General features: G+C 63.3%; 18 protein-coding genes. 8 read left to right on the forward strand and 10 right to left on the reverse strand.

Going from position 1 to position 17,471, the window contains the following annotated elements:
• Window positions 1-47: 47 nt before the first annotated feature.
• Window positions 48-2,372, forward strand: a complete 2,325-nt coding sequence (locus tag SPHS8_RS14485; protein WP_236575175.1) for an arylsulfatase — start codon at window positions 48-50, stop codon at window positions 2,370-2,372.
• Between the two features lie 56 nt (window positions 2,373-2,428).
• On the opposite strand, the gene SPHS8_RS14490 is transcribed toward SPHS8_RS14485, so the two are convergent.
• On the reverse strand, window positions 2,429-2,845 hold the full coding sequence (locus tag SPHS8_RS14490; RefSeq protein ID WP_201531145.1) for a hypothetical protein: 417 nt from the start codon (window positions 2,843-2,845) through the stop codon (window positions 2,429-2,431).
• A 377-nt stretch (window positions 2,846-3,222) separates the two neighbouring features.
• The gene (locus SPHS8_RS14495) at window positions 3,223-3,642 is read right to left on the reverse strand and encodes a hypothetical protein (RefSeq protein ID WP_201516132.1); all 420 of its coding nucleotides are present in this window, start codon (window positions 3,640-3,642) and stop codon (window positions 3,223-3,225) included.
• A gap of 280 nt (window positions 3,643-3,922) precedes the next feature.
• On the opposite strand from SPHS8_RS14495, the gene SPHS8_RS14500 reads away from it, so the two are divergent.
• Entirely contained in the window at window positions 3,923-4,216 is a 294-nt protein-coding gene (locus SPHS8_RS14500) for a hypothetical protein (protein WP_201516133.1), read from the forward strand.
• A 15-nt stretch (window positions 4,217-4,231) separates the two neighbouring features.
• Here SPHS8_RS14500 and SPHS8_RS14505 read toward each other — a convergent pair whose 3' ends face one another.
• A complete protein-coding gene (locus SPHS8_RS14505; RefSeq protein WP_236575176.1) occupies window positions 4,232-6,007 on the reverse strand; it encodes an FAD-binding protein in 1,776 nt (591 codons plus the stop codon).
• Window positions 6,008-6,140: 133 nt separating this feature from the next.
• Between SPHS8_RS14505 and SPHS8_RS14510 the strand changes: the two genes are divergently transcribed.
• Together SPHS8_RS14510 and SPHS8_RS14515 are read left to right on the forward strand one after the other, a co-directional pair.
• Window positions 6,141-6,782, forward strand: coding sequence for a TetR/AcrR family transcriptional regulator (locus tag SPHS8_RS14510; protein WP_201516134.1), 642 nt, complete (start codon window positions 6,141-6,143; stop codon window positions 6,780-6,782).
• A gap of 95 nt (window positions 6,783-6,877) precedes the next feature.
• Entirely contained in the window at window positions 6,878-7,795 is a 918-nt protein-coding gene (locus SPHS8_RS14515; RefSeq protein WP_201516135.1) for a formylglycine-generating enzyme family protein, read from the forward strand.
• A 107-nt stretch (window positions 7,796-7,902) separates the two neighbouring features.
• Here the strand turns inward: SPHS8_RS14515 and SPHS8_RS14520 are convergent, their stop codons facing one another.
• The 3 genes from SPHS8_RS14520 to SPHS8_RS14530 form a co-directional block, all read right to left on the reverse strand.
• A complete protein-coding gene (locus tag SPHS8_RS14520; RefSeq protein WP_201516136.1) occupies window positions 7,903-8,919 on the reverse strand; it encodes a zinc-binding alcohol dehydrogenase family protein in 1,017 nt (338 codons plus the stop codon).
• Between the two features lie 78 nt (window positions 8,920-8,997).
• A complete protein-coding gene (locus SPHS8_RS14525) occupies window positions 8,998-10,182 on the reverse strand; it encodes an acetyl-CoA C-acyltransferase (RefSeq protein WP_201516137.1) in 1,185 nt (394 codons plus the stop codon).
• Window positions 10,183-10,293: 111 nt separating this feature from the next.
• On the reverse strand, window positions 10,294-11,232 hold the full coding sequence (locus SPHS8_RS14530; RefSeq protein WP_201516138.1) for a ThuA domain-containing protein: 939 nt from the start codon (window positions 11,230-11,232) through the stop codon (window positions 10,294-10,296).
• Window positions 11,233-11,404: 172 nt separating this feature from the next.
• Here SPHS8_RS14530 and SPHS8_RS14535 point away from each other — a divergent pair, with 172 nt between their 5' ends.
• A complete protein-coding gene (locus tag SPHS8_RS14535) occupies window positions 11,405-11,695 on the forward strand; it encodes a hypothetical protein (protein WP_328805341.1) in 291 nt (96 codons plus the stop codon).
• Between the two features lie 43 nt (window positions 11,696-11,738).
• Here the strand turns inward: SPHS8_RS14535 and SPHS8_RS14540 are convergent, their stop codons facing one another.
• Window positions 11,739-12,431 carry a TetR/AcrR family transcriptional regulator gene (locus SPHS8_RS14540; protein WP_201516140.1) on the reverse strand — a complete coding sequence of 231 codons (693 nt, stop codon included), beginning with the start codon at window positions 12,429-12,431 and terminating at the stop codon, window positions 11,739-11,741.
• 159 nt (window positions 12,432-12,590) lie between these two features.
• The gene (locus SPHS8_RS14545) at window positions 12,591-13,001 is read right to left on the reverse strand and encodes a VOC family protein (RefSeq protein WP_201531143.1); all 411 of its coding nucleotides are present in this window, start codon (window positions 12,999-13,001) and stop codon (window positions 12,591-12,593) included.
• A gap of 137 nt (window positions 13,002-13,138) precedes the next feature.
• Between SPHS8_RS14545 and SPHS8_RS14550 the strand changes: the two genes are divergently transcribed.
• The 3 genes from SPHS8_RS14550 (at window position 13,139) to SPHS8_RS14560 (ending at window position 16,167) form a co-directional block, all read left to right on the forward strand.
• The gene (locus tag SPHS8_RS14550; protein WP_236575177.1) at window positions 13,139-13,783 is read left to right on the forward strand and encodes a TetR/AcrR family transcriptional regulator; all 645 of its coding nucleotides are present in this window, start codon (window positions 13,139-13,141) and stop codon (window positions 13,781-13,783) included.
• A gap of 153 nt (window positions 13,784-13,936) precedes the next feature.
• Window positions 13,937-14,959, forward strand: coding sequence for a methyltransferase (locus SPHS8_RS14555; protein WP_236575178.1), 1,023 nt, complete (start codon window positions 13,937-13,939; stop codon window positions 14,957-14,959).
• A 26-nt stretch (window positions 14,960-14,985) separates the two neighbouring features.
• Window positions 14,986-16,167, forward strand: a complete 1,182-nt coding sequence (locus SPHS8_RS14560; protein ID WP_236575179.1) for a dicarboxylate/amino acid:cation symporter — start codon at window positions 14,986-14,988, stop codon at window positions 16,165-16,167.
• Here the strand turns inward: SPHS8_RS14560 and SPHS8_RS14565 are convergent.
• Together SPHS8_RS14565 and SPHS8_RS14570 are read right to left on the reverse strand one after the other, a co-directional pair.
• Complete coding sequence (locus SPHS8_RS14565; protein ID WP_201516143.1) at window positions 16,139-16,663, reverse strand: Lrp/AsnC family transcriptional regulator; 525 nt, start codon at window positions 16,661-16,663, stop codon at window positions 16,139-16,141. The two genes, SPHS8_RS14560 and SPHS8_RS14565, sit on opposite strands and share 29 nt — an antisense overlap.
• Window positions 16,660-17,130, reverse strand: a complete 471-nt coding sequence (locus SPHS8_RS14570; protein ID WP_201516144.1) for an Lrp/AsnC family transcriptional regulator — start codon at window positions 17,128-17,130, stop codon at window positions 16,660-16,662. The genes SPHS8_RS14565 and SPHS8_RS14570 overlap by 4 nt, the downstream gene beginning before the upstream one ends.
• Window positions 17,131-17,471: the final 341 nt, after the last annotated feature.

The raw sequence follows: 17,471 nt of genomic DNA on the forward strand, positions 1-17,471 counted from the left end.
GCTAAATCATTGCCATGGCCATCTGTACTATATAGTATCGTACATAAATGACGGAAGAGGTTGGCGAGATGAAGAATGTGCGGCGGCTTTTAAGAACCCTGGCTCTCTCAGCGGCTGGAGTGGCCGCAATGGCCCATGCCCAGCCTCCCGCCACAACCTCAGCCCCCGCGGCCGCCCCTTCGTTACCTCAATATGTGCGCCAAGCCCCGAAGGGAGCGCCCAACATCGTTCTCGTGCTGCTCGATGATGTTGGCTTTGGCGCCACCTCGACGTTCGGCGGCCCGGCGCAAACGACGACGCTCGACCGGCTGGCCCGCGATGGGCTGCGCTACAATCGCTTCCACACAACCGCGATCTGCTCGCCGACCCGCGCATCCCTGCTGACCGGCCGTAATCCGCATGCCACCGGGATCGGCTCCGTCATGAATTCCGCCGACGGGCGGCCAGGCTATAGCGGGTTCCAGGGCAAGGATACCGCAACGATCGCCCGTATCCTGCGTGAAAATGGCTATGCGACCGGGGCCTTTGGCAAATGGCACCAGACGCCCGATTGGGAACTGAGCCAGGCGGGCCCGTTCGACCGCTGGCCTACGGGAGAGGGCTTCGACACCTTCTACGGCTTTCAGGGTGGGGAGACCGATCAGTTCAACCCGACACTCTATCAGGGCACCACGCCAGTCATGCGGCCAGCGGGCGACAATTATCACCTGACGGAAGATCTCGCTGCCCGCGCGGCGGATTGGGTTCACACCATCGGCTCCTCAGCGCCCGGCCAACCCTTCTTCCTCTATTTTGCGCCGGGCGGCATCCATGCCCCGATCCAGGTGCCCAAGGAATGGATCGACAAATATCGCGGCAAGTTCGACCAGGGCTGGGACAAGATGCGCGAAGAGATTTTCGCGCGTCAAAAGAAGCTGGGCGTGATCCCGGCCAACACCAAGTTGACGCCGCGCCCGGCGGAAATGCCCACTTGGGACAGCCTGACCCCCGAACAGAAGCGCTTCTCCTCGCGCCTGATGGAAAGCTACGCCGCTTTTCTCGCGCACACCGACGCGCAAGTGGGCAAGCTGGTCGACGAACTCAAGGCTAACGGCCAGTTCGACAACACGCTCTTCATCTATGTCGTCGGCGACAATGGCGCGAGCGCGGAAGGCGGGCTGGAAGGCAGCCTCGATTATATGGGCAGGCTGACCGGCGTGTCGCCCTCGCCTGACGCAAAGTCATTCGCCCGCATCGATGAAATCGGCGGCCCTTCGACCTATGCCCATGTCAACTCCGCCTGGGCCTGGGCGTCGGATACACCCTTCCAATGGACGAAGACCGTCGCCTCCCATCTTGGCGGAACGCGTAACGGCATGGTGCTCAGCTGGCCCAACCGGATCGAGCAGAAGGGCGGCATCCGCAGCCAGTTCGGCCATGTGAACGACATCGTCCCCACCATATTGGAAGTCACCGGCATCCCGACACCAGCCGAAGTCGATGGCGTGCGGCAAAAGCCGATGAACGGCGTCAGCCTCGCCTACAGCTTCAACGATCCCAAGGCGCGCGAGCGGCACACGACCCAATATTTCGAAGTCTTCGGCAATCGCGCCATCTATCATGATGGCTGGATGGCCTCGGCCTTCCATGGCCGCTATCCCTGGATGGCCTATGCCCCAAGGGAGCGCCCGCTGGAAGAAGACGAGTGGGAACTGTACGACCTTCGCACCGACTTCTCCCAGTCCAATGATCTTGCCGCGAAGAACCCGAAGAAGCTGGAAGAGTTGAAGGCGCTTTTCATGACGGAAGCCGCGGCCAATCAGCTCCTGCCGCTGGGCGGCCAGGTGCTCGACAAGGGCAGGCTTCCCGATCCGACCGGCGGCCGCCGCGCTGCGGACTATCGCCAAGGCGACATCGGCGTTCCAGAGGTATCGCTGCCTCGCCTGTTCAGCCGTTCCTGGACCATGCGGGCCACCATCGATGCGACCCCCGGCGCGCGCGGCGTCGTTGCTGCGCTCGGCGGCACGGACTCCGGCATGGCGCTCTATCTCGATGGCGAAGGACGGCCCAAATTCACTTATCGTCTCTACGATGTGAAGACCGTCGACCTCGTCGGCCCTGCTCCCCTGTCATCGGGCAAGCACAGCATCCAGGTGGATTTCGACTATGCGGGCGGCGGCTTTGGCAAGGGCGGCACGTTGAAGATGACGGTGGACGATCAGCCGATCGCTTCCGATACCATCCCGGCCAACCCCGTCTTCTTCAGCATTCACGAAACGTTCGGCGTGGGCCTCGACACGGGAGCGCCCGTGGGCAGCTATCCGGCCGACGCCCCGCTCGGCTACCCCATCAGCCGCGCGAAGGTCGACAAGGTGACCATCCGCACCCGGTAAGGGACCCTGCGCAGGGCGGCCCATCGAAGGGGCTCGCCCTGTGCAGCCATGGCCAGCTATTTGGACGTCGCCGTCTGACGATCGATCACGGGCTTTTCGCCACGTTCCTTGTAGATCGACATGGAGCGGGATCGAACCTGCCCATCCTTGCGCACATGGGTGTTGGTCATTGACCGCGCCCGCTCGTCATCATCGCGTGCCGTGGCAACGGAGCGCTGCCGCGCCATATTGTCATTGAACTTGGCGCGCGAGTCCGTGGTCGCCGTGCCGCCATCTGCGGCCGTGGCGGTGCCGCCACCCGATACGCCGACGCTGTTCGCGTCCGTGGTGCCGGAACCATAGGTGCCAGCGGACACGTCGCCTGTCGTCGGGGTGGAGGATTGGGAAGCCGCGCTGTTGGTCTGCGCGGAAACGCCGCCCGCGCCAGCCAGACAGGCCGACGCCAGGATTATAGCTATTGCTCGCTTCATCATTCGTTCCTTTCCGGTCGCTCGTCGATGATGATCCGGCATCCTTCCGGCCCGCGCGCCACTGTCATGGATCGCCCGGAACCATCGGACGAGCTGGACGCACTGGACGATGCCCTGGACCCGCCTGCCGATGAGGAAGATGCACTGACATGCGACGAAGCATGCGTGCCATGCGAACTGCTCGACGCAGCTGAAGCGCCTTGGCCATCATCCGCTATGACAGAGGTTTCGACACGGCCATCAGCGAAAATATGGGTGCGACGGCACGTTCCATCTGACGACTGAACGCCTGCCGCCGCCGCGATCATCATGATGATGGGTCCCATGGTGACACCTTTCTTGGGGACAAGCATGCTTGTCCCCAAAAGGTGGGAGTAAAATCAGCGAGACGGGTTGGTGGAATTCGCCGTGGAATCACCATAGACCTCGCCGGTCGAGCCATTGCGATCCGTCGATCCATAGGCGTCAATCGACGTCGAAGTGCTCTGCGATCCCGTGCCGCTGGCCGAACCGCCAGCCGTCACGCCGCCCGTCGCACGATCACGATCGGTATAGATGGTGCCCGAACCATAGGTGGATGCCGAATTGGATGTCGCGCCGTCGCGGCGGCTCTCACGGTCATGGCGCTTTGCCTTGTGCTTGCCGTGGGCGCGGTCGTTGCTGCCTGCGGTCGCGCCGCCAACCACCGAACCTTCAGGAGTGGACGCCGATACGCCACCGCCTGCCGTCGTTTGAGCGATCGCGCTCGTTCCAAGCAGGCCCGCGGCGGCCAGAGTAGCGATAATCATTCCGTTGCGCATAATGCTCTCCTTCCATGATTGTCCTGATGCAGCGCATGAGGTCAGTGCACAGCGCAAGGGGAATGAATTAGTTCAACGACTTGCCGCAGCTTTTCCGTCGCCCTGTCGTGTCTAAACACAGGATGAACAGAGATCATGCAGTGAAAGCGCGGCGATCCGGCAATCATGCTAAATTAAATGCACCCCTAGAACCAATGTCCTTCCCGCGCATTTCTACGAACAACAATGGACTTGTGTCCGGTGCCACCGGTCATATCCATGGCGGTTCCAGGAGAATGCAATGAGCACGAAGATAGAATATAGTTTTTCAACCCGCCGCGAGGCTGAACTGGCGGTGGAACATCTGGTGCAGGAACATGGGTTCGAACGCACCGACATCTTCATCGAACCTCAAGGCTCGAACAACAGTGTCGGCGAGGAGATCAGCGGAAGCGACGCCGCCGCTCCTCTGGAAGAAGAACGCGACGACGCACCGCTGGAAACGCCCATCCTGGTATCGATCGACCTGAACGACGACAGCCGCGCCACTCTCGTCAACGACGTCTTCAGCGAAGCGGGCGGCAACAGGTCCTGACGACAGCGCCTGCGACTATTCCGAACTGGCGCCGCCCGCGATCGCGCGAGCAGCGCGTCGGCCGGAATAGATGCAGTCGGCATAGGAAAGACCGCTGACATACAGGTTGGAACAGATGCCGACCGCGTTGCGCCCGGCGGCGTATAGCCCCGGAACCAACCCGCCATCGCGGCGCACCTGCCCCGTCCGCTCGTCCACCGCCAGCCCGCCCACCGTCATGCAGGCGATGGGGAAAAGCTGCGCATCGACCGACGCATCGATGGCGTAATAGGGGCCCTTTTCCAACGGCAGCATCTCATCCGCCGCCTTGTGGAACCGATCCTTGATCTCTCCTTTTGCCGCGCGATTATAAGCAGCGACCTCCGCCGCAAACGTCGCGGGGTCGAAACCCATCTTCCGCGCCAGATCTTCGGGCGTCCGTCCCTTCTTGGCGGCGAAGAAGCAGTTGACGATCGTGATGTCCCGCTGAAAGCCCAGTGTGCCACGGCGGAAAGCATCGCGCAGCGCCTTCCGGAACAATCTGCGGTCCAATATGATGTAGCCCCGCCCGCCATTGCGCTCGACCATCTCGTCGCCGATCCGCGCGCCATACCAGGTCTCGTTGACGAAGCGTTCGCCACGGCCATTGACCAGCATCCCCTGCCCCCATGCTTCGGGCGGAGAGAGGAAGCGCCATGCGGACACGCGCCCCATCAACTCGGTCGCGGCGCCAGCCGTCACGCCCAGCATGATCCCGCTGCCATTGTCGCCCAGCGTGCCATTGGGCAGTCCCGGCGCATATTCGGGCGCGAAATGTTCGACCATCGGCGGATTGCAGATGAAGCCTCCAGCGCTCAGCACCAATCCCTTGCGCGCCCGGATCCAACTGCTCTTGCGCACACTGCTCTCCAGGCTCCGTGCCTTGGCGAGATAGCGATAGCCCACGGCAATGGTGATACGTGATCCCGGAAAAGTGCCGGGCAGCATCGACATCCATTTGCTGGCAAGGGCGATGTGGCGCGAATGTTTGCGCCGCGTCTCGGGCTCGGCAAACTCCTCGATCCGCACGCCGATGACGCGGCCTTCGCTGTCCAGCGCCAGTTGCCGGGCTTCCGCCCCGGATCGGAACATCATGCCCTTGGCGAGGGCGCTCGCCCGCAAGGCATTGTACATGCCCGCACCCACGCCCCAGGGCTTGTTGCCATTGCGGAAATGAACCCGGTGGCCACGCGCGGCGGGCTGCGTCAGGTCGCGATAAGGCCCCGCCAGGCTGCTGTCAGGATGATAGAGGAATTTGTCGATGGGCGGATAAGAGGTCTTGCCGGGATGATAGCTTGCCTGGAACGGCGCGCCGTGGCTGCGCAGCCATTCGAACGTCCCTGCGCTGCTCTCGCAGAAATCGCGCAGCGTCTCGTCGGAAACGATGCCGCCCGTCTCCATCTTCAGATAGGCGAACATGCGCTCCGGATCATCCGTGATCCCGGCTTCGCGCTGGATCGACGTTCCGCCACCGGCATAATAGACGCCGCCATTGGCCGCCGACGACCCACCGCCATCATATTGATCGACGGCAATGACGCTCAGGCCCTCTTCCAATCCGTGCAAGGCAGCCGCGATCCCCGCGCCCCCCAGGCCCACGACCACCATATCCGCTTGCTCGTCCCACGAATGAGCGTCCGGATCAGCGACATGCAGCGGCGCTTCGATGGCGAGGCCCCAATCCGTTATCGCCTTCCCACCAGGCGGAACGGGTGCGTGATCCGGCTTCTTGCGCGGGTCATGATCCAGGGCAGCCATCGCGACGTCAGACATTCATCTCTCCCCCAGGCGAGAGTCGCCCGCCAGCTCTGATTCAATTTGACATGAGGTTGACGATAACTTGTCTATCCGTCAAGTTAAGCTGGAGCGAAAAACATCAACCTCCGGCCGGAAAGGAAAATTGCAGATGGGAACGGTCAGGCAAGCGAGGGAAAAAGGTGGACGCCCGGACACCGCAACCGCGTTACGCCTCAGCCACGCGATCCTGGACGCCGCCGAACGGATTTTCCTCGCCCAGGGATTTTCCGGAGCCAGCATCGAAGCGATCGCCACTGCGGCTGGCACGAGCAAGCAGACCATCTATGCGCGGTTCGGCAGCAAGGAAAAACTGTTCCTGGCTGTCAGCGAAAGACTGCTCAAACCCAAGTTTCCGGTACAGCCCTCGGGCGACGCCAGCCTGGCCGCCCGGCTCGGCACAGCGGCGCGCCAGATATTGGCAGCCATGCTCGACCCGAAGATGGTGCGGATGTACACCATCATCACCGCCGAGGCCCACCGCTTCCCCGAACTCGCCCACGCCGCCGATGACAACCAATCCTTCCCCGCCCGCCTCCTGGTCCTGCACATCATCGAGCAAGCTTCGGAAAGCGGCGAGATTTGCTGCGATGATCCCGCAAGCGCCATGCTCATGTTCCAGGACATGGTCCTCGCCGCCCCCCTCCGCTCCACCGCGCTCGGGATCAGAAAGTGGAGCCCGCAAGATCTGGAACGCTGGGCCGACAGCGCCGTGGCGATTTTCCTCAACGGGGTGCGATCATCACCGCTTTAAGCCACGCGCTACCCTATGCTATGGGGCTCCCTCGAAAGCATGAACGGCAGGCTATCACTTCGGGCAAAGGATCAAGCGGCACGATGAGGGCGGGCATGCGCCACGTTCCCGGCGGGACTTTCCGCATGGGATCGGACAATTTCTATCCCGAGGAAGCGCCCTCGCGCCAAGTGCGCGTCGATCCTTTCTGGATCGATGAAACGCCTGTCACCAACGCCGATTTCGCGCGCTTTGTCGAAGCGACCGGGCATCGCACGCTGGCTGAGACAGCGCCCGACCCGCGTGACTATCCCGGCATGGACCCCGCCATGGCCAATGCAGGCTCCTTGCTGTTCCAGCGGACGCGGGGTCCGGTCGACCTCGTGGATTACAGCCAGTGGTGGACGTTCAGCTTCGGCACCGATTGGCGTCATCCCCACGGGCCGGACACAAGCATAGCGGGGTTGGAGGACCATCCGGTCGTGCACGTCGCCTTCCCCGATGCGGAAGCCTACGCCAAATGGGCGGGGAAGCTTTTGCCGACCGAGGCGGAATGGGAATTTGCGGCCAGGGGCGGCCTCGATAACAGCGAATATGCCTGGGGTGACGAGCTCGCGCCCGGTGGCAAGATGCTGGCCAATTATTGGCAGGGCGCCTTCCCCTATGGCAACACGCTTGAGGACGGCTATGAACGGACCTCGCCCGTCAAAAGCTATCCGGCGAACGGCTTCGATCTCTACGACATGATCGGCAATGTCTGGGAATGGACGACCGACTGGTACGCCCAGCCGCGCATCGAGCGCAAGGCGAAGGGAAGCTGCTGCGTCCCCGCCAACCCAAGGGGCGGCACGAAGCGGGAAAGCCTGGACCCGGCCATGCCGCACACGCCGATCCCGCGAAAGGTGCTGAAGGGCGGATCGCATCTTTGCGCCGCCAACTATTGCCAGCGCTACCGCCCCGCCGCCCGCCACGCGCAGGCGATCGACAGCTCCACCAGCCATATCGGCTTCCGCTGCATCGTCAGGGGCGACTAGAGCGTTTTCCAGGCAGATGGAATCATCTGCTGGCCCGGAAAACGCGGCAAAAAGCAAAATTTTAGAGCAGCCGAACCGATGCCATCGGATCGGAATCTGCTCTGGATTCAGCTCTTCGGGATGCCCCGAAGAACCAGCTTGCCGATGGCCGTGCCGGTTTCCACCAACGCATGCGCCTGCCTCAGCGCCGCCGCGCTCATCGGTCCCAGATCGCGTGTCATCGTTCCCTGCAACACGCCCTCGTCCACCAGCCGCGCGATCTCGCACAAGGCATGATGCTGCTCGACCATGTCGGACGTTCCGTAGATGGAGCGCGTGAACACGCCTTCCCATGCCACCGTGACCGACTTCTGCCGCAGCGGCACGATGTCGAAGCTCTTCACGTCATCGATAAGGGCCAGCCTGCCCTGCGGCGCGATGATGCGGGCATAGGCGGGCAGATGCCGGTCGCTGGCGGCCAGGCTGGCGATGAAATCGACCGACTTTACACCGATCCCGCTCAGCCCGTCATGCAGCGGGGCGCGATGGTCGATCACATCATGCGCGCCCATCTGCCTCACCCATGCGATGCTCTCGGCGCGCGAGGCCGTCGCGATGACGCGCAGCTTCGTCAGCTGCCGGGCCAGCTGCACCAGCATCGAACCGACGCCGCCCGCGCCATTGACGATCAGGATCGACTGCCCCTCACCCCCGCCGCGCGGGACGCGCAGCCGGTCGAACAGCAGTTCCCAAGCCGTCAGCCCCGTCAGGGGCAGCGCCGCCGCTTGCGCAAAGTCGATCGAGCGTGGCTTGCGGCCAACCAGGCGTTCGTCAACCGCATGCAATTCAGCATTGGTGCCCGGCCGCTTCACCGTGCCCGCATGGAAGACCTCGTCGCCCGGCGCGAACAACGTCACCTCCGAGCCAACGGCTTCCACCACGCCCGCCGCATCATAACCCAGCACCATCGGCTCGTCCGCAGGCTTGGCGCCGCCACGCAGCTTCGTATCGACCGGGTTCACCGACACGGCATGGACACGAACGATCAGGTCGCGAGGGCCGGGCGACGGATCGGCGACCTCGATGTCGATCAGCGCATCCTCCCGATCGATCGGGCCGCCCTGCCTGAAACCCACCGCCTTCATGCCCAGCCTGCTCCCCAAAAGCCGATCATCCGCCACCCGCTTACCGGCCTCCGGCGAAAAGGAAAGCCGCCCGCTATGTCAGGCCAGCTCCAGCGCCATTGCCGTCGCTTCCCCGCCACCAATGCACAGGCTCGCCACCCCGCGCTTCAGGCCGCGCTCCTGCAATGCGGCCAGCAGCGTCGCCACGATGCGCGCTCCCGAAGCGCCGATCGGATGCCCCAGCGCGGTGGCGCCGCCATTCACGTTCAGCTTGTCAGCCGGAATGCCTAGCTCCTTCGCGGCGATCATCGCCACCACGGCAAAGGCTTCGTTCACCTCGAACAGGTCGACATCCTCCACCTGCCAGCCCGCCTTTTCCAGCAGCTTGCGCATTGCCGGGACGGGCGCCGTGGTGAAGCGTGATGGTTCATGCGCATGGGCAGCGCTTGCCACCACCGTTGCGACCACCGGCAGCCCCAGCCGCTCGGCCACGCTCCGCCGCGTCATCACCAGCGCCGCCGCGCCATCGGAAATGGAGGAGCTGTTCGCCGCCGTGATCGTCCCATCGGTAACGAAAGCGGGCTTGAGCGACGGAATCTTGTCCGGCCGCGCCTTCCCCGGCTGCTCGTCCGTGTCGACCACAGTATCGCCGCCACGGCCCCGCACCGTCACCGCGGCAATCTCCCGCCGGAAAGCGCCGCTCGCGATCGCCGCCTGTGCCCGTTCCAGCGATCGCACCGCATAGGCGTCCTGCTCCGCACGGGTAAATTGATAGTCGCGCACCGCGTCCTCGGCAAAGACGCCCATCGCCTTGCCCGGCTCATAGGCATCTTCCAGCCCGTCCATCATCATCGTATCGATGATCCGGTCATGGCCGATCCGCGCGCCCGACCGGTGCTTTGGCAGCGCATAGGGGGCGTTGGTCATGCTTTCCATGCCGCCCGCCACGACCAGATCGGCCGCCCCCGCCATCAGCGCCTCCTGCGCCATGATCGCTGCCTGCATGCCCGAACCGCACATCTTGTTGACGGTGGTGGCCTCCGTATTGAGGCCGAGCCCCGCACCCAGAGCCGCCTGCCGCGCGGGCGCCTGACCCAGCCCCGCAGGCAGTACGCAGCCCATATAGATGCGGTCGATCGCATCCACCGGAGCCCCTGCCCGCTCCATCGCGGCCTTCACCGCCGCAGCGCCCAGATCAGTGGCCTTCAGCGGCGAAAGCACACCCTGAAAGCCGCCCATGGGCGTCCGGGCATAGCCAGCAATCACAACAGGATCATCCTGCATGGCATTTTCCTTTACCTGTCGGCAGGGGCGGTGCAGCGCCCCGGCCATCGTCTGGCTCGATATAGGAGCCTGGCGGTCCTTATGCATCGTCCCGACGACCAGGAAAATGGCTCAGCGCGCGGGCAGAACCTCTTCGCCGCCAGCACAGCGCGACCCCTCCAGCCCCGCCGCCCAGGCGATCGCCCCTCCGATCATCTTGCGATGCAGCGGCTCGCCATAGGTCGACGCGGCATGGCCCAGCGCCGAATAGAAAGCGCGGCCATCGCCCACGCAATGCGTCCACACCATCGGGTGATCCGCGCCCATGCGGATGTCCTTCGCCTTGGTGAAGGATGTCAGCTTCTGCAGCGGACTGTAGCTTTTCTCATCGATGGTGACGAGGATGCGATAGCCCTTGGCGCGCGGGCTCGCGTCGAAGCTGTACCATTCATCCGTCCGCCGCCACGTCTTGGGCAACTCTCGGGTCGCGGGATGATCGCGATCCTCGACGTTCAGCGTCGCCTCCTGAAACTGCGGACCCATTATATGGCCGATGAACTGCGCGCCGATCAGATTGTCGACATACCAGCGCCACGCATATTGCGGATCGCCACCGGCACCATGCAGCCCGACAAAGCCGCCGCCCTTTTCCAGCCAGTCACGGAAAGCGTCACGCTGAGTCGGCGTCAGCACATCGCCGCTGACGCTGCTCCACACCACCGCCTTGAACCGCTTCAGCTGCGCGGGATTGAATATGGCCGCATTTTCGGTCGTGTAGCTGCTCCACCCCCGCTGCTTCGCGATCTCCGCAATCGCGCGGTTCGCCGCCACGATCTGCTCATCGTCGCGAAAGCCATTGGTCTTGGAAAAGATGAGGATCGCCTTGTCCGACAGCGCAGGCAGGATAGGCGGCGTCTCGTCATAACTCGCGCCCACGCCCAGCACGATGCGTCCAAAATTACCCGGACCAATCGCCCGCACGGTCATCGCCACCAGGATGGCTACCGCCAGCAGGACGATGATCGCCACCCATTTGATGACACGCCACGCCTTGCTTCTACCCTTCGCCATCCCATCATCCCCCTTCATGCTTGTCAGCGCCCTGCCTTCAGAAGCACCGTCCCGAAACCCAGCCACGTTCAGCAGCGCGAAAGGCATATCGGGATATTCGGGCAGAAGTAAACATGTGCGTTGCGTTGTCCGCAATGCTGCAATAGTTTCTCGCCACAGTTAAACGGAGACCATGATGAAGAACTGGATGATCGCGGCGGCCCTGATTGCAATGTCGCCCATGCCCGCCTTCGCGCAGACGGCCTACTCCACCGCTTCGACCGAACTCGGCACACTGCTCGACGATCCGGCCGCCAAGGCTGTCCTGGAAAAGCACGTCCCCGGCATGACCACCAATGATCAGGTTGATATGGCCCGCGCGATGACGCTCAAGGATATTCAGCAATATTCGCCCGATGACATCACGGACAAGGTTCTTGCCGCCATCGACGCAGACCTCGCGAAGCTCCCCGCCAAGAAATAATCACCGCTTTTCTGGCCGGGGTGGTTCATCCCGGCCAGCCCGATCACCAGCTTTCCCGTCCGCGCAGCAGGACGTCCACCGCATCTGCGGCAAAGCGCGCAGCCTCGTCCCGGCTCACCTCCCGGATCGTTTCTTCCGTCCTGCGCCAGCCCTGTATCATGCTGAGCAACTGCCGCGCCACGCGCTCGGGTTCGACTGGCGGCGCCGGGTCGTCCTTCGTCCCCGCGACAATCTCGCCGGTCAGGAACTGAAGCTCATAGCGATAGCCGATCTGATAAAAGCTCTGCGCGATCTCCGGAAAGCGTGACGCGGTGGTCAGTATCAGCCGGTCGAACTGCGCGACTTCGGGATTGCCCAGCGACGCCATCAAAATCTGAGCGTGGCGCTTCAGCCGGTCGGGAAATGGCTCCGGCAGGTCTGCATTGCCCGCGCTGGCATCGCTCGACCATCGCTGAACCCGGTCCTCGACCACCGCTTTCATCAGCGCTTCCTTGGTCGGATGGCGCGCATAGAGCGTTCGTTTCGACACCGCCGCCGCCTGGGCCACCGCCTCCATCGACGTCGCTTCATACCCCGTCGACAGGAACAAGTCCCGCGCCGCCGTCAGGATGGCTTCATCAATCTGGCCCGCCTTCTTGTTCGGCGGCCTCCCCGTCCGGCGCGCGGCAGCGTGCTGCCCGGCCGCTTTCGCCTCGCCAGTGTCAGCCTTTTCTATCCCTTTTCCCGTGCGCGGCATGCTCTGTCCAAAAACCTAAACTCGACCTCTCCTTATGTCGGTTTGATTTGGCATCACAAGCAAAGTCTCTGGTGCCCCGGACCGTGTCGGTAATCGGGCCACATTCCGGGACGCGACGTCGCGCCCCGGTTGCGGCCCGCGCCTTCAAGCACGACCCGCTCAGCCCTGCCGCTGGCTGATCTGAAGGAGATGCCCTTCAGGGTCCTTCACGAAGGCATGGCGCCCAAAGCCGGGAACCTCCCGGTCTTCCACCACCGTGCCCCCCGCCTTCTCGACGCGTTGCAAACAGGCGCCAAGGTCTCCGCTCGCAAAGCCGATGATGGATTCATTGTTCGCAGGCTGCGTGTCCTCGGGAAAGCTCGCCAGGATGAACAGCGGACCACCCTTGTAAGTCGGCTGATAAACGATTTCGACAACATCGCGCCCAGTGATCTTCGCGTCCATCCGGTTCATTTCCACCAGCCCGAACACGGACTTGTAGAAGGCTTCGGACTTCCCGATGTCATGGACGACCAACTTCAGGAACATGAAGTCGATATCCTGTTCCGCACCAAAAGGCAGTTCCATCATTCTCTCCCGGGTTGATTTCCGCTCTTCACCTGTCCGGCTCCCCGCCGGAATCGATCAGGGAATTTTCACATTATCGTGTAATTAGTCAATCATTACTATGCTTGCCATTCTTCTCCGGCTGCGCGACGAGGCAAAAGATGAATGAAGTGCGTATCAAGAGGCGTGCGGGCCGCCCGACGGCGGAGGTGGCCGAACAAAAGCGCATGAACCTGATCCTCGTCGCGCTTGAGGAATTTGCGCGCTCCGGCTTCCACGCCGCATCCCTGCGCGACATCGCGGAAAAGGCTGAGGTGTCGAGCCGAACGCTCTACAATCACTTTCCCGACAAGCTGGCTCTTTTCGAAGCCAGCCTGGAACATTCGGGCGCGCAGCTGATGCCTGACCTGCCCGACCTCGAAGGCGACCTGCACACCCGGCTCGTCACCTACGCGACAGAGATGCAGCGCCAGCTTTCATCCACGCGCAGCACCCGCATCGCGCGCCTCATCTATCGGGAGGGCGGCGAATTTGACGAACTGCGCCAGATCGCCCGCCACCAGTTTGAACGGCATCAGGTCAGCCCGGTCGCGGAATTGCTGGAAAAGGAAGGTGTCGCGGAAGCGGATAGCCGCGCCTTCGCCAAGCAGTTCGTCGCCATGGCCTTTGGCGAATGGCAACGCCGCCTGTTGTTCGGTGGTCCTCCCCTGACCCCCGACGAAATGGCCGCGCACGCGCGATTTGTGACCCAACTCTTCCTGAACGGCATCACCCCCACCCTTCGCGGCAATGACGCGGGCCTTTGAAGGCTCCTTCTCCGTCACCCCGGGCTTGACCCGGGGTCCCGCTGCCTCCGCAGCGCCAGATAGCAAGTCCATGTGCTCCTGAACGCCCTTGGAGCCCGCCCCGGACCCGATAGGCCGTTCCCGGCGTTCTCTAGCCGGAAGGGAGAATGATGCATGGAGCAAATGGCATCGGGGGCGCTATTTGACAACGATCCGTCGCAGGAACAGGGCTGGAACCCGTCTGTCGCTGATACTGACGGCAGAGCGGCCGCCCTGCTGGACCTGCTCGCCCTGCTCAAGGCGCGCGGCTATCATTTCATCACCCCCACCCCCGCGACACATGCACGCCTGATCGAACGCGCGCCACTGCGCCGCGCCCACGACCTGCGCGACGTGTTCGGCTGGTCGCTGCCATTCGACGCCGATCTGCTTGAGCCCGAACTGCTCCATATTCTCGACCGAGCGAGCGCGCTCGAACAGCATGGCGACGGTCTCAAAAGCCGCTTCCGCGTGTCGTCGCTCGGCCCTGATCTGCTGCTGCATTCCGCCTATCCCACCGATGATCAGGACGCGATCTTCTTCGGGCCGGACAGTTACCGCTTCGCCCGCCTGATCAGCGATGAACTGTCCCGATGCCCGCAGCGCGACGGCGCACGGCTTGTCGACATGGGGACGGGCGCGGGCGTCGGCGGCATCGTCGCCGCGCATCATTGCCCGCGTGTCGAAATCATCATGACCGACGTCAATCCGGCCGCGCTCCGCCTCGCCCGGATCAACGCGCAGGCGGCGGGTGTCGATGCGCGCTTCTGCGAGGCTGGGGATCTGTCGCCGATCGGCGGAACGTTCGATCTGCTCCTCGCCAACCCGCCCTATATCGTCGACTCCGCAGGCCGCGCCTATCGCGACGGCGGCGGCATGCACGGGGCTGAGATATCACTGACGATGGCGCGGCAGGCCGTGCCCCGGCTGGCTGATGACGGCCGCTTCATCCTTTATACCGGCAGCGCCATCGTCGGCGGCAACGACGAACTGAAGGTGCGCCTTTCCAGCCTTGCGCAAGAGCATGACTGCCTGCTCCGCTATGCCGAAATCGATCCGGACGTGTTCGGGGAGGAACTGGAAAACCCCGCCTATGCCGATGTCGAGCGCATCGCGCTGATCACCGCGGTGATCGAACGCCGGGCGGCCTCGAATTGATCTCCGTAAAGGCGCGACCCCTGCACTTGCTGGCTGGCCTTGTCCTCGGCTTGGCGGCGGGCATCATTACCAGTGGGCCGCTGCAGCAGACCCTTGGGACCATTCTTCAGCCGGTCGGCAGCCTCTGGCTCGACGCGCTGACCATGACGGTCGTGCCGCTGGTCTTCGGCTTGCTCGTCACCGGCATCGCTTCTGCCTCTCGCAACGCCGCCGCTGGCAGCATCGCGGGCCGCGCCCTCATCCTCTTCGCGCTGATGCTGACGGCAGCTTCGGTCTGCGCGGCGTTTCTGGCGGAGGGGCTGTTGCGCCTCTGGCCAGTCGCGCAGGGTTTCGCGCCGGTCGGGGCGCCGCCGCCCCCTACGCCGCAGAGCGCATGGTACAGCGGCATCATCCCCGCAAACCCGATCAAGGCCGCCGCTGAAACGGCCATGGTGCCGCTGGTCGTCTTCGCGATCTTCTTCGGCTTCGCCATCGCGCGCATCACTCGGGATCTGGCCGACGCCTTGCTCAAGCTCCTGACCGGCCTTGTCGAAACCATGCTGGTCATCGTCGGTTGGGTGCTGGCCGTCGCGCCCATCGGCATCGCGGCCTTGGCCTTCGGCGCGGGGGCGAAGCTCGGCGTCGGCGCGGTGGGTGCCTTTGCCCAATATATCGCGGTCGTCGCTGCCTGCTGCCTTGCCGCGACGCTGCTCGCCTATATCTGGGCAGCTGTGGCCGGGCGCCGCTCTCCCTTCCGTTTCGCCCGATCGGCCCTCCCGGCCCAGGCAGTCGCGCTCGGCACGCAATCCTCGCTCGCAACGCTGCCCGTCATGGTGGACGCTGCCCGCGACCTCGACGTTCCGGAAGAAACCGCCGCCATCGTCCTGCCGATGGCCGTGTCGCTGTTCCGCGCCTCCAGCGTCGCCGCGAACGTCGCTGTCGCCATCTATCTCGGCCACATGCATGGCGTAGCGATCGGCATCGCCACCCTGGCGCTGATCGCCCTCGTCGCCGTGCCCGTCAGCCTCGGCGCGGTCGGCCTTCCCGCGCAAGTCTCCTTCTTCGCGACGATCGCCCCCGTCTGCATCGCCGCTGGCGTGCCCGTGACGGCGCTCCCACTACTCCTGGCGATAGAGGCGATCCCCGACCTTTTCCGCACCGTCGGCAACGTCACCAACGACATCGCCGCCGCCTGCATTGTTACTCCACCGCAACGATCTTTTTCCTAGAAATCGCGTTTATTTCGCTATTTCCTTTTGGCATTTGCGTAATCCGCGCCACTCCCGCCTCATATTTCAGATTATGCACGGAAATCCCCGTCTCCACCCGCTGCACTCCAGGCAGGGTGCGAATCTTTGCCGAAACCAGGTCATTCAGCTGCTCGATATTCGTGAAAAGACCCATCGCCAGCAAATTGAACCGGCCCAGCAGCAGCACGACGCAATTGATCTCCGGCATCCGCCTCAACTGCTCCGCGATCGCCGTCACCTGCGACGGATCGGCGTTGATCCCCATCATGCAAAGGTTGGGCGACCCCGCGAGGCGGAAATCCGTCACCACCGTGAAATGGATCAGCCCCTCATTCTGCAACCGCTTTATCCGCGCCCGGATCGTCCCTTCCGTGACGCCCAGTTCAGCAGCAATCGCCCGGTTCGAAATGCGCGCATCGAAGGACAGCTTGTCCACGATCCTCCGGTCCAGCGGATCCAGCAGCGGCGCGCTCATGTCGGCCCCAGCGGCACGACGTTGAACTCATATTTGACGATGTCCACCGCCACGCCGGAATCGATCTGCGCCACACCCTCGATGCCGGAGATATGGTCGTAGAGAAATTCCTGAACCTCGGAGAAATCATGGAGCGCCACCATCAGCTCCAGATCATAACCGCCGTTCATGGCATTGACGCTCAGCACTTCGGGGAATTTGGCAAGGTCGCGCCCCACTTCCTGAATGCCACGCCCCTGCACCCTGACGCCGACGGCGATGATGACATTATACCCCCTCGCCGCGAAGTCGGTCACGGCGACGACACGCATCGCCCGCGCATCCTCCATCTTCTGCAACCGTGCCGAAACGGTAGCGGCGGTCACCGACAATTGCTGCGCAATGTCCTGGTTGGTCGCCCGCCCGTTGGTACGCAGGATTTCGATGATGCTATTATCCAGTGCATCCAGTGCGGGCGGCGCTGCCATCCGCCCATTCCGTATCTGCATTCCCCATGCCTCCCGTAGATGCGCGGGTTATAGCGTGCAGGAATTCAGAGTGCCACCTGACGGCCGGGAGCGGATGACTGGCCGTGGCCGCCCGGTCTTCAACAATGCACAGTTCTGCGCACCGTCACGCCGCATGTTTTGATGGTAGCGATCATCCATCATGATGATGCGTATGAAACGGGTGGTTCAGCTATGCGAAAAAAATCCCCTATCTACCGCCCAATCTCGATGGCCCTCCCGCGGCCTCACTGGTCCAGCAATGCTCTCACGCAATCCACCGCATTTTGTGCGCGTTGTTGTGGTGTTGTTCCTGCGTCTAT

This window comes from Sphingobium sp. S6, assembly GCF_905120495.1.
Lineage (GTDB): Bacteria > Pseudomonadota > Alphaproteobacteria > Sphingomonadales > Sphingomonadaceae > Sphingobium > Sphingobium agri.

Excerpts from the sequence above, each read along its gene's own strand:
- SPHS8_RS14485 (WP_236575175.1), top strand. The coding sequence starts at position 48 with ATGACGGAAGAGGTTGGCGAGATGAAGAATGTGCGGCGGCTTTTAAGA.
- SPHS8_RS14490 (WP_201531145.1), bottom strand. The coding sequence starts at position 2,845 with ATGATGAAGCGAGCAATAGCTATAATCCTGGCGTCGGCCTGTCTGGCT.
- SPHS8_RS14495 (WP_201516132.1), bottom strand. The coding sequence starts at position 3,642 with ATGCGCAACGGAATGATTATCGCTACTCTGGCCGCCGCGGGCCTGCTT.
- SPHS8_RS14500 (WP_201516133.1), top strand. The coding sequence starts at position 3,923 with ATGAGCACGAAGATAGAATATAGTTTTTCAACCCGCCGCGAGGCTGAA.
- SPHS8_RS14505 (WP_236575176.1), bottom strand. The coding sequence starts at position 6,007 with ATGTCTGACGTCGCGATGGCTGCCCTGGATCATGACCCGCGCAAGAAG.
- SPHS8_RS14510 (WP_201516134.1), top strand. The coding sequence starts at position 6,141 with ATGGGAACGGTCAGGCAAGCGAGGGAAAAAGGTGGACGCCCGGACACC.
- SPHS8_RS14515 (WP_201516135.1), top strand. The coding sequence starts at position 6,878 with ATGCGCCACGTTCCCGGCGGGACTTTCCGCATGGGATCGGACAATTTC.
- SPHS8_RS14520 (WP_201516136.1), bottom strand. The coding sequence starts at position 8,919 with ATGAAGGCGGTGGGTTTCAGGCAGGGCGGCCCGATCGATCGGGAGGAT.
- SPHS8_RS14525 (WP_201516137.1), bottom strand. The coding sequence starts at position 10,182 with ATGCAGGATGATCCTGTTGTGATTGCTGGCTATGCCCGGACGCCCATG.
- SPHS8_RS14530 (WP_201516138.1), bottom strand. The coding sequence starts at position 11,232 with ATGGCGAAGGGTAGAAGCAAGGCGTGGCGTGTCATCAAATGGGTGGCG.
- SPHS8_RS14535 (WP_328805341.1), top strand. The coding sequence starts at position 11,405 with ATGATGAAGAACTGGATGATCGCGGCGGCCCTGATTGCAATGTCGCCC.
- SPHS8_RS14540 (WP_201516140.1), bottom strand. The coding sequence starts at position 12,431 with ATGCCGCGCACGGGAAAAGGGATAGAAAAGGCTGACACTGGCGAGGCG.
- SPHS8_RS14545 (WP_201531143.1), bottom strand. The coding sequence starts at position 13,001 with ATGATGGAACTGCCTTTTGGTGCGGAACAGGATATCGACTTCATGTTC.
- SPHS8_RS14550 (WP_236575177.1), top strand. The coding sequence starts at position 13,139 with ATGAATGAAGTGCGTATCAAGAGGCGTGCGGGCCGCCCGACGGCGGAG.
- SPHS8_RS14555 (WP_236575178.1), top strand. The coding sequence starts at position 13,937 with ATGGAGCAAATGGCATCGGGGGCGCTATTTGACAACGATCCGTCGCAG.
- SPHS8_RS14565 (WP_201516143.1), bottom strand. The coding sequence starts at position 16,663 with ATGAGCGCGCCGCTGCTGGATCCGCTGGACCGGAGGATCGTGGACAAG.
- SPHS8_RS14570 (WP_201516144.1), bottom strand. The coding sequence starts at position 17,130 with ATGGCAGCGCCGCCCGCACTGGATGCACTGGATAATAGCATCATCGAA.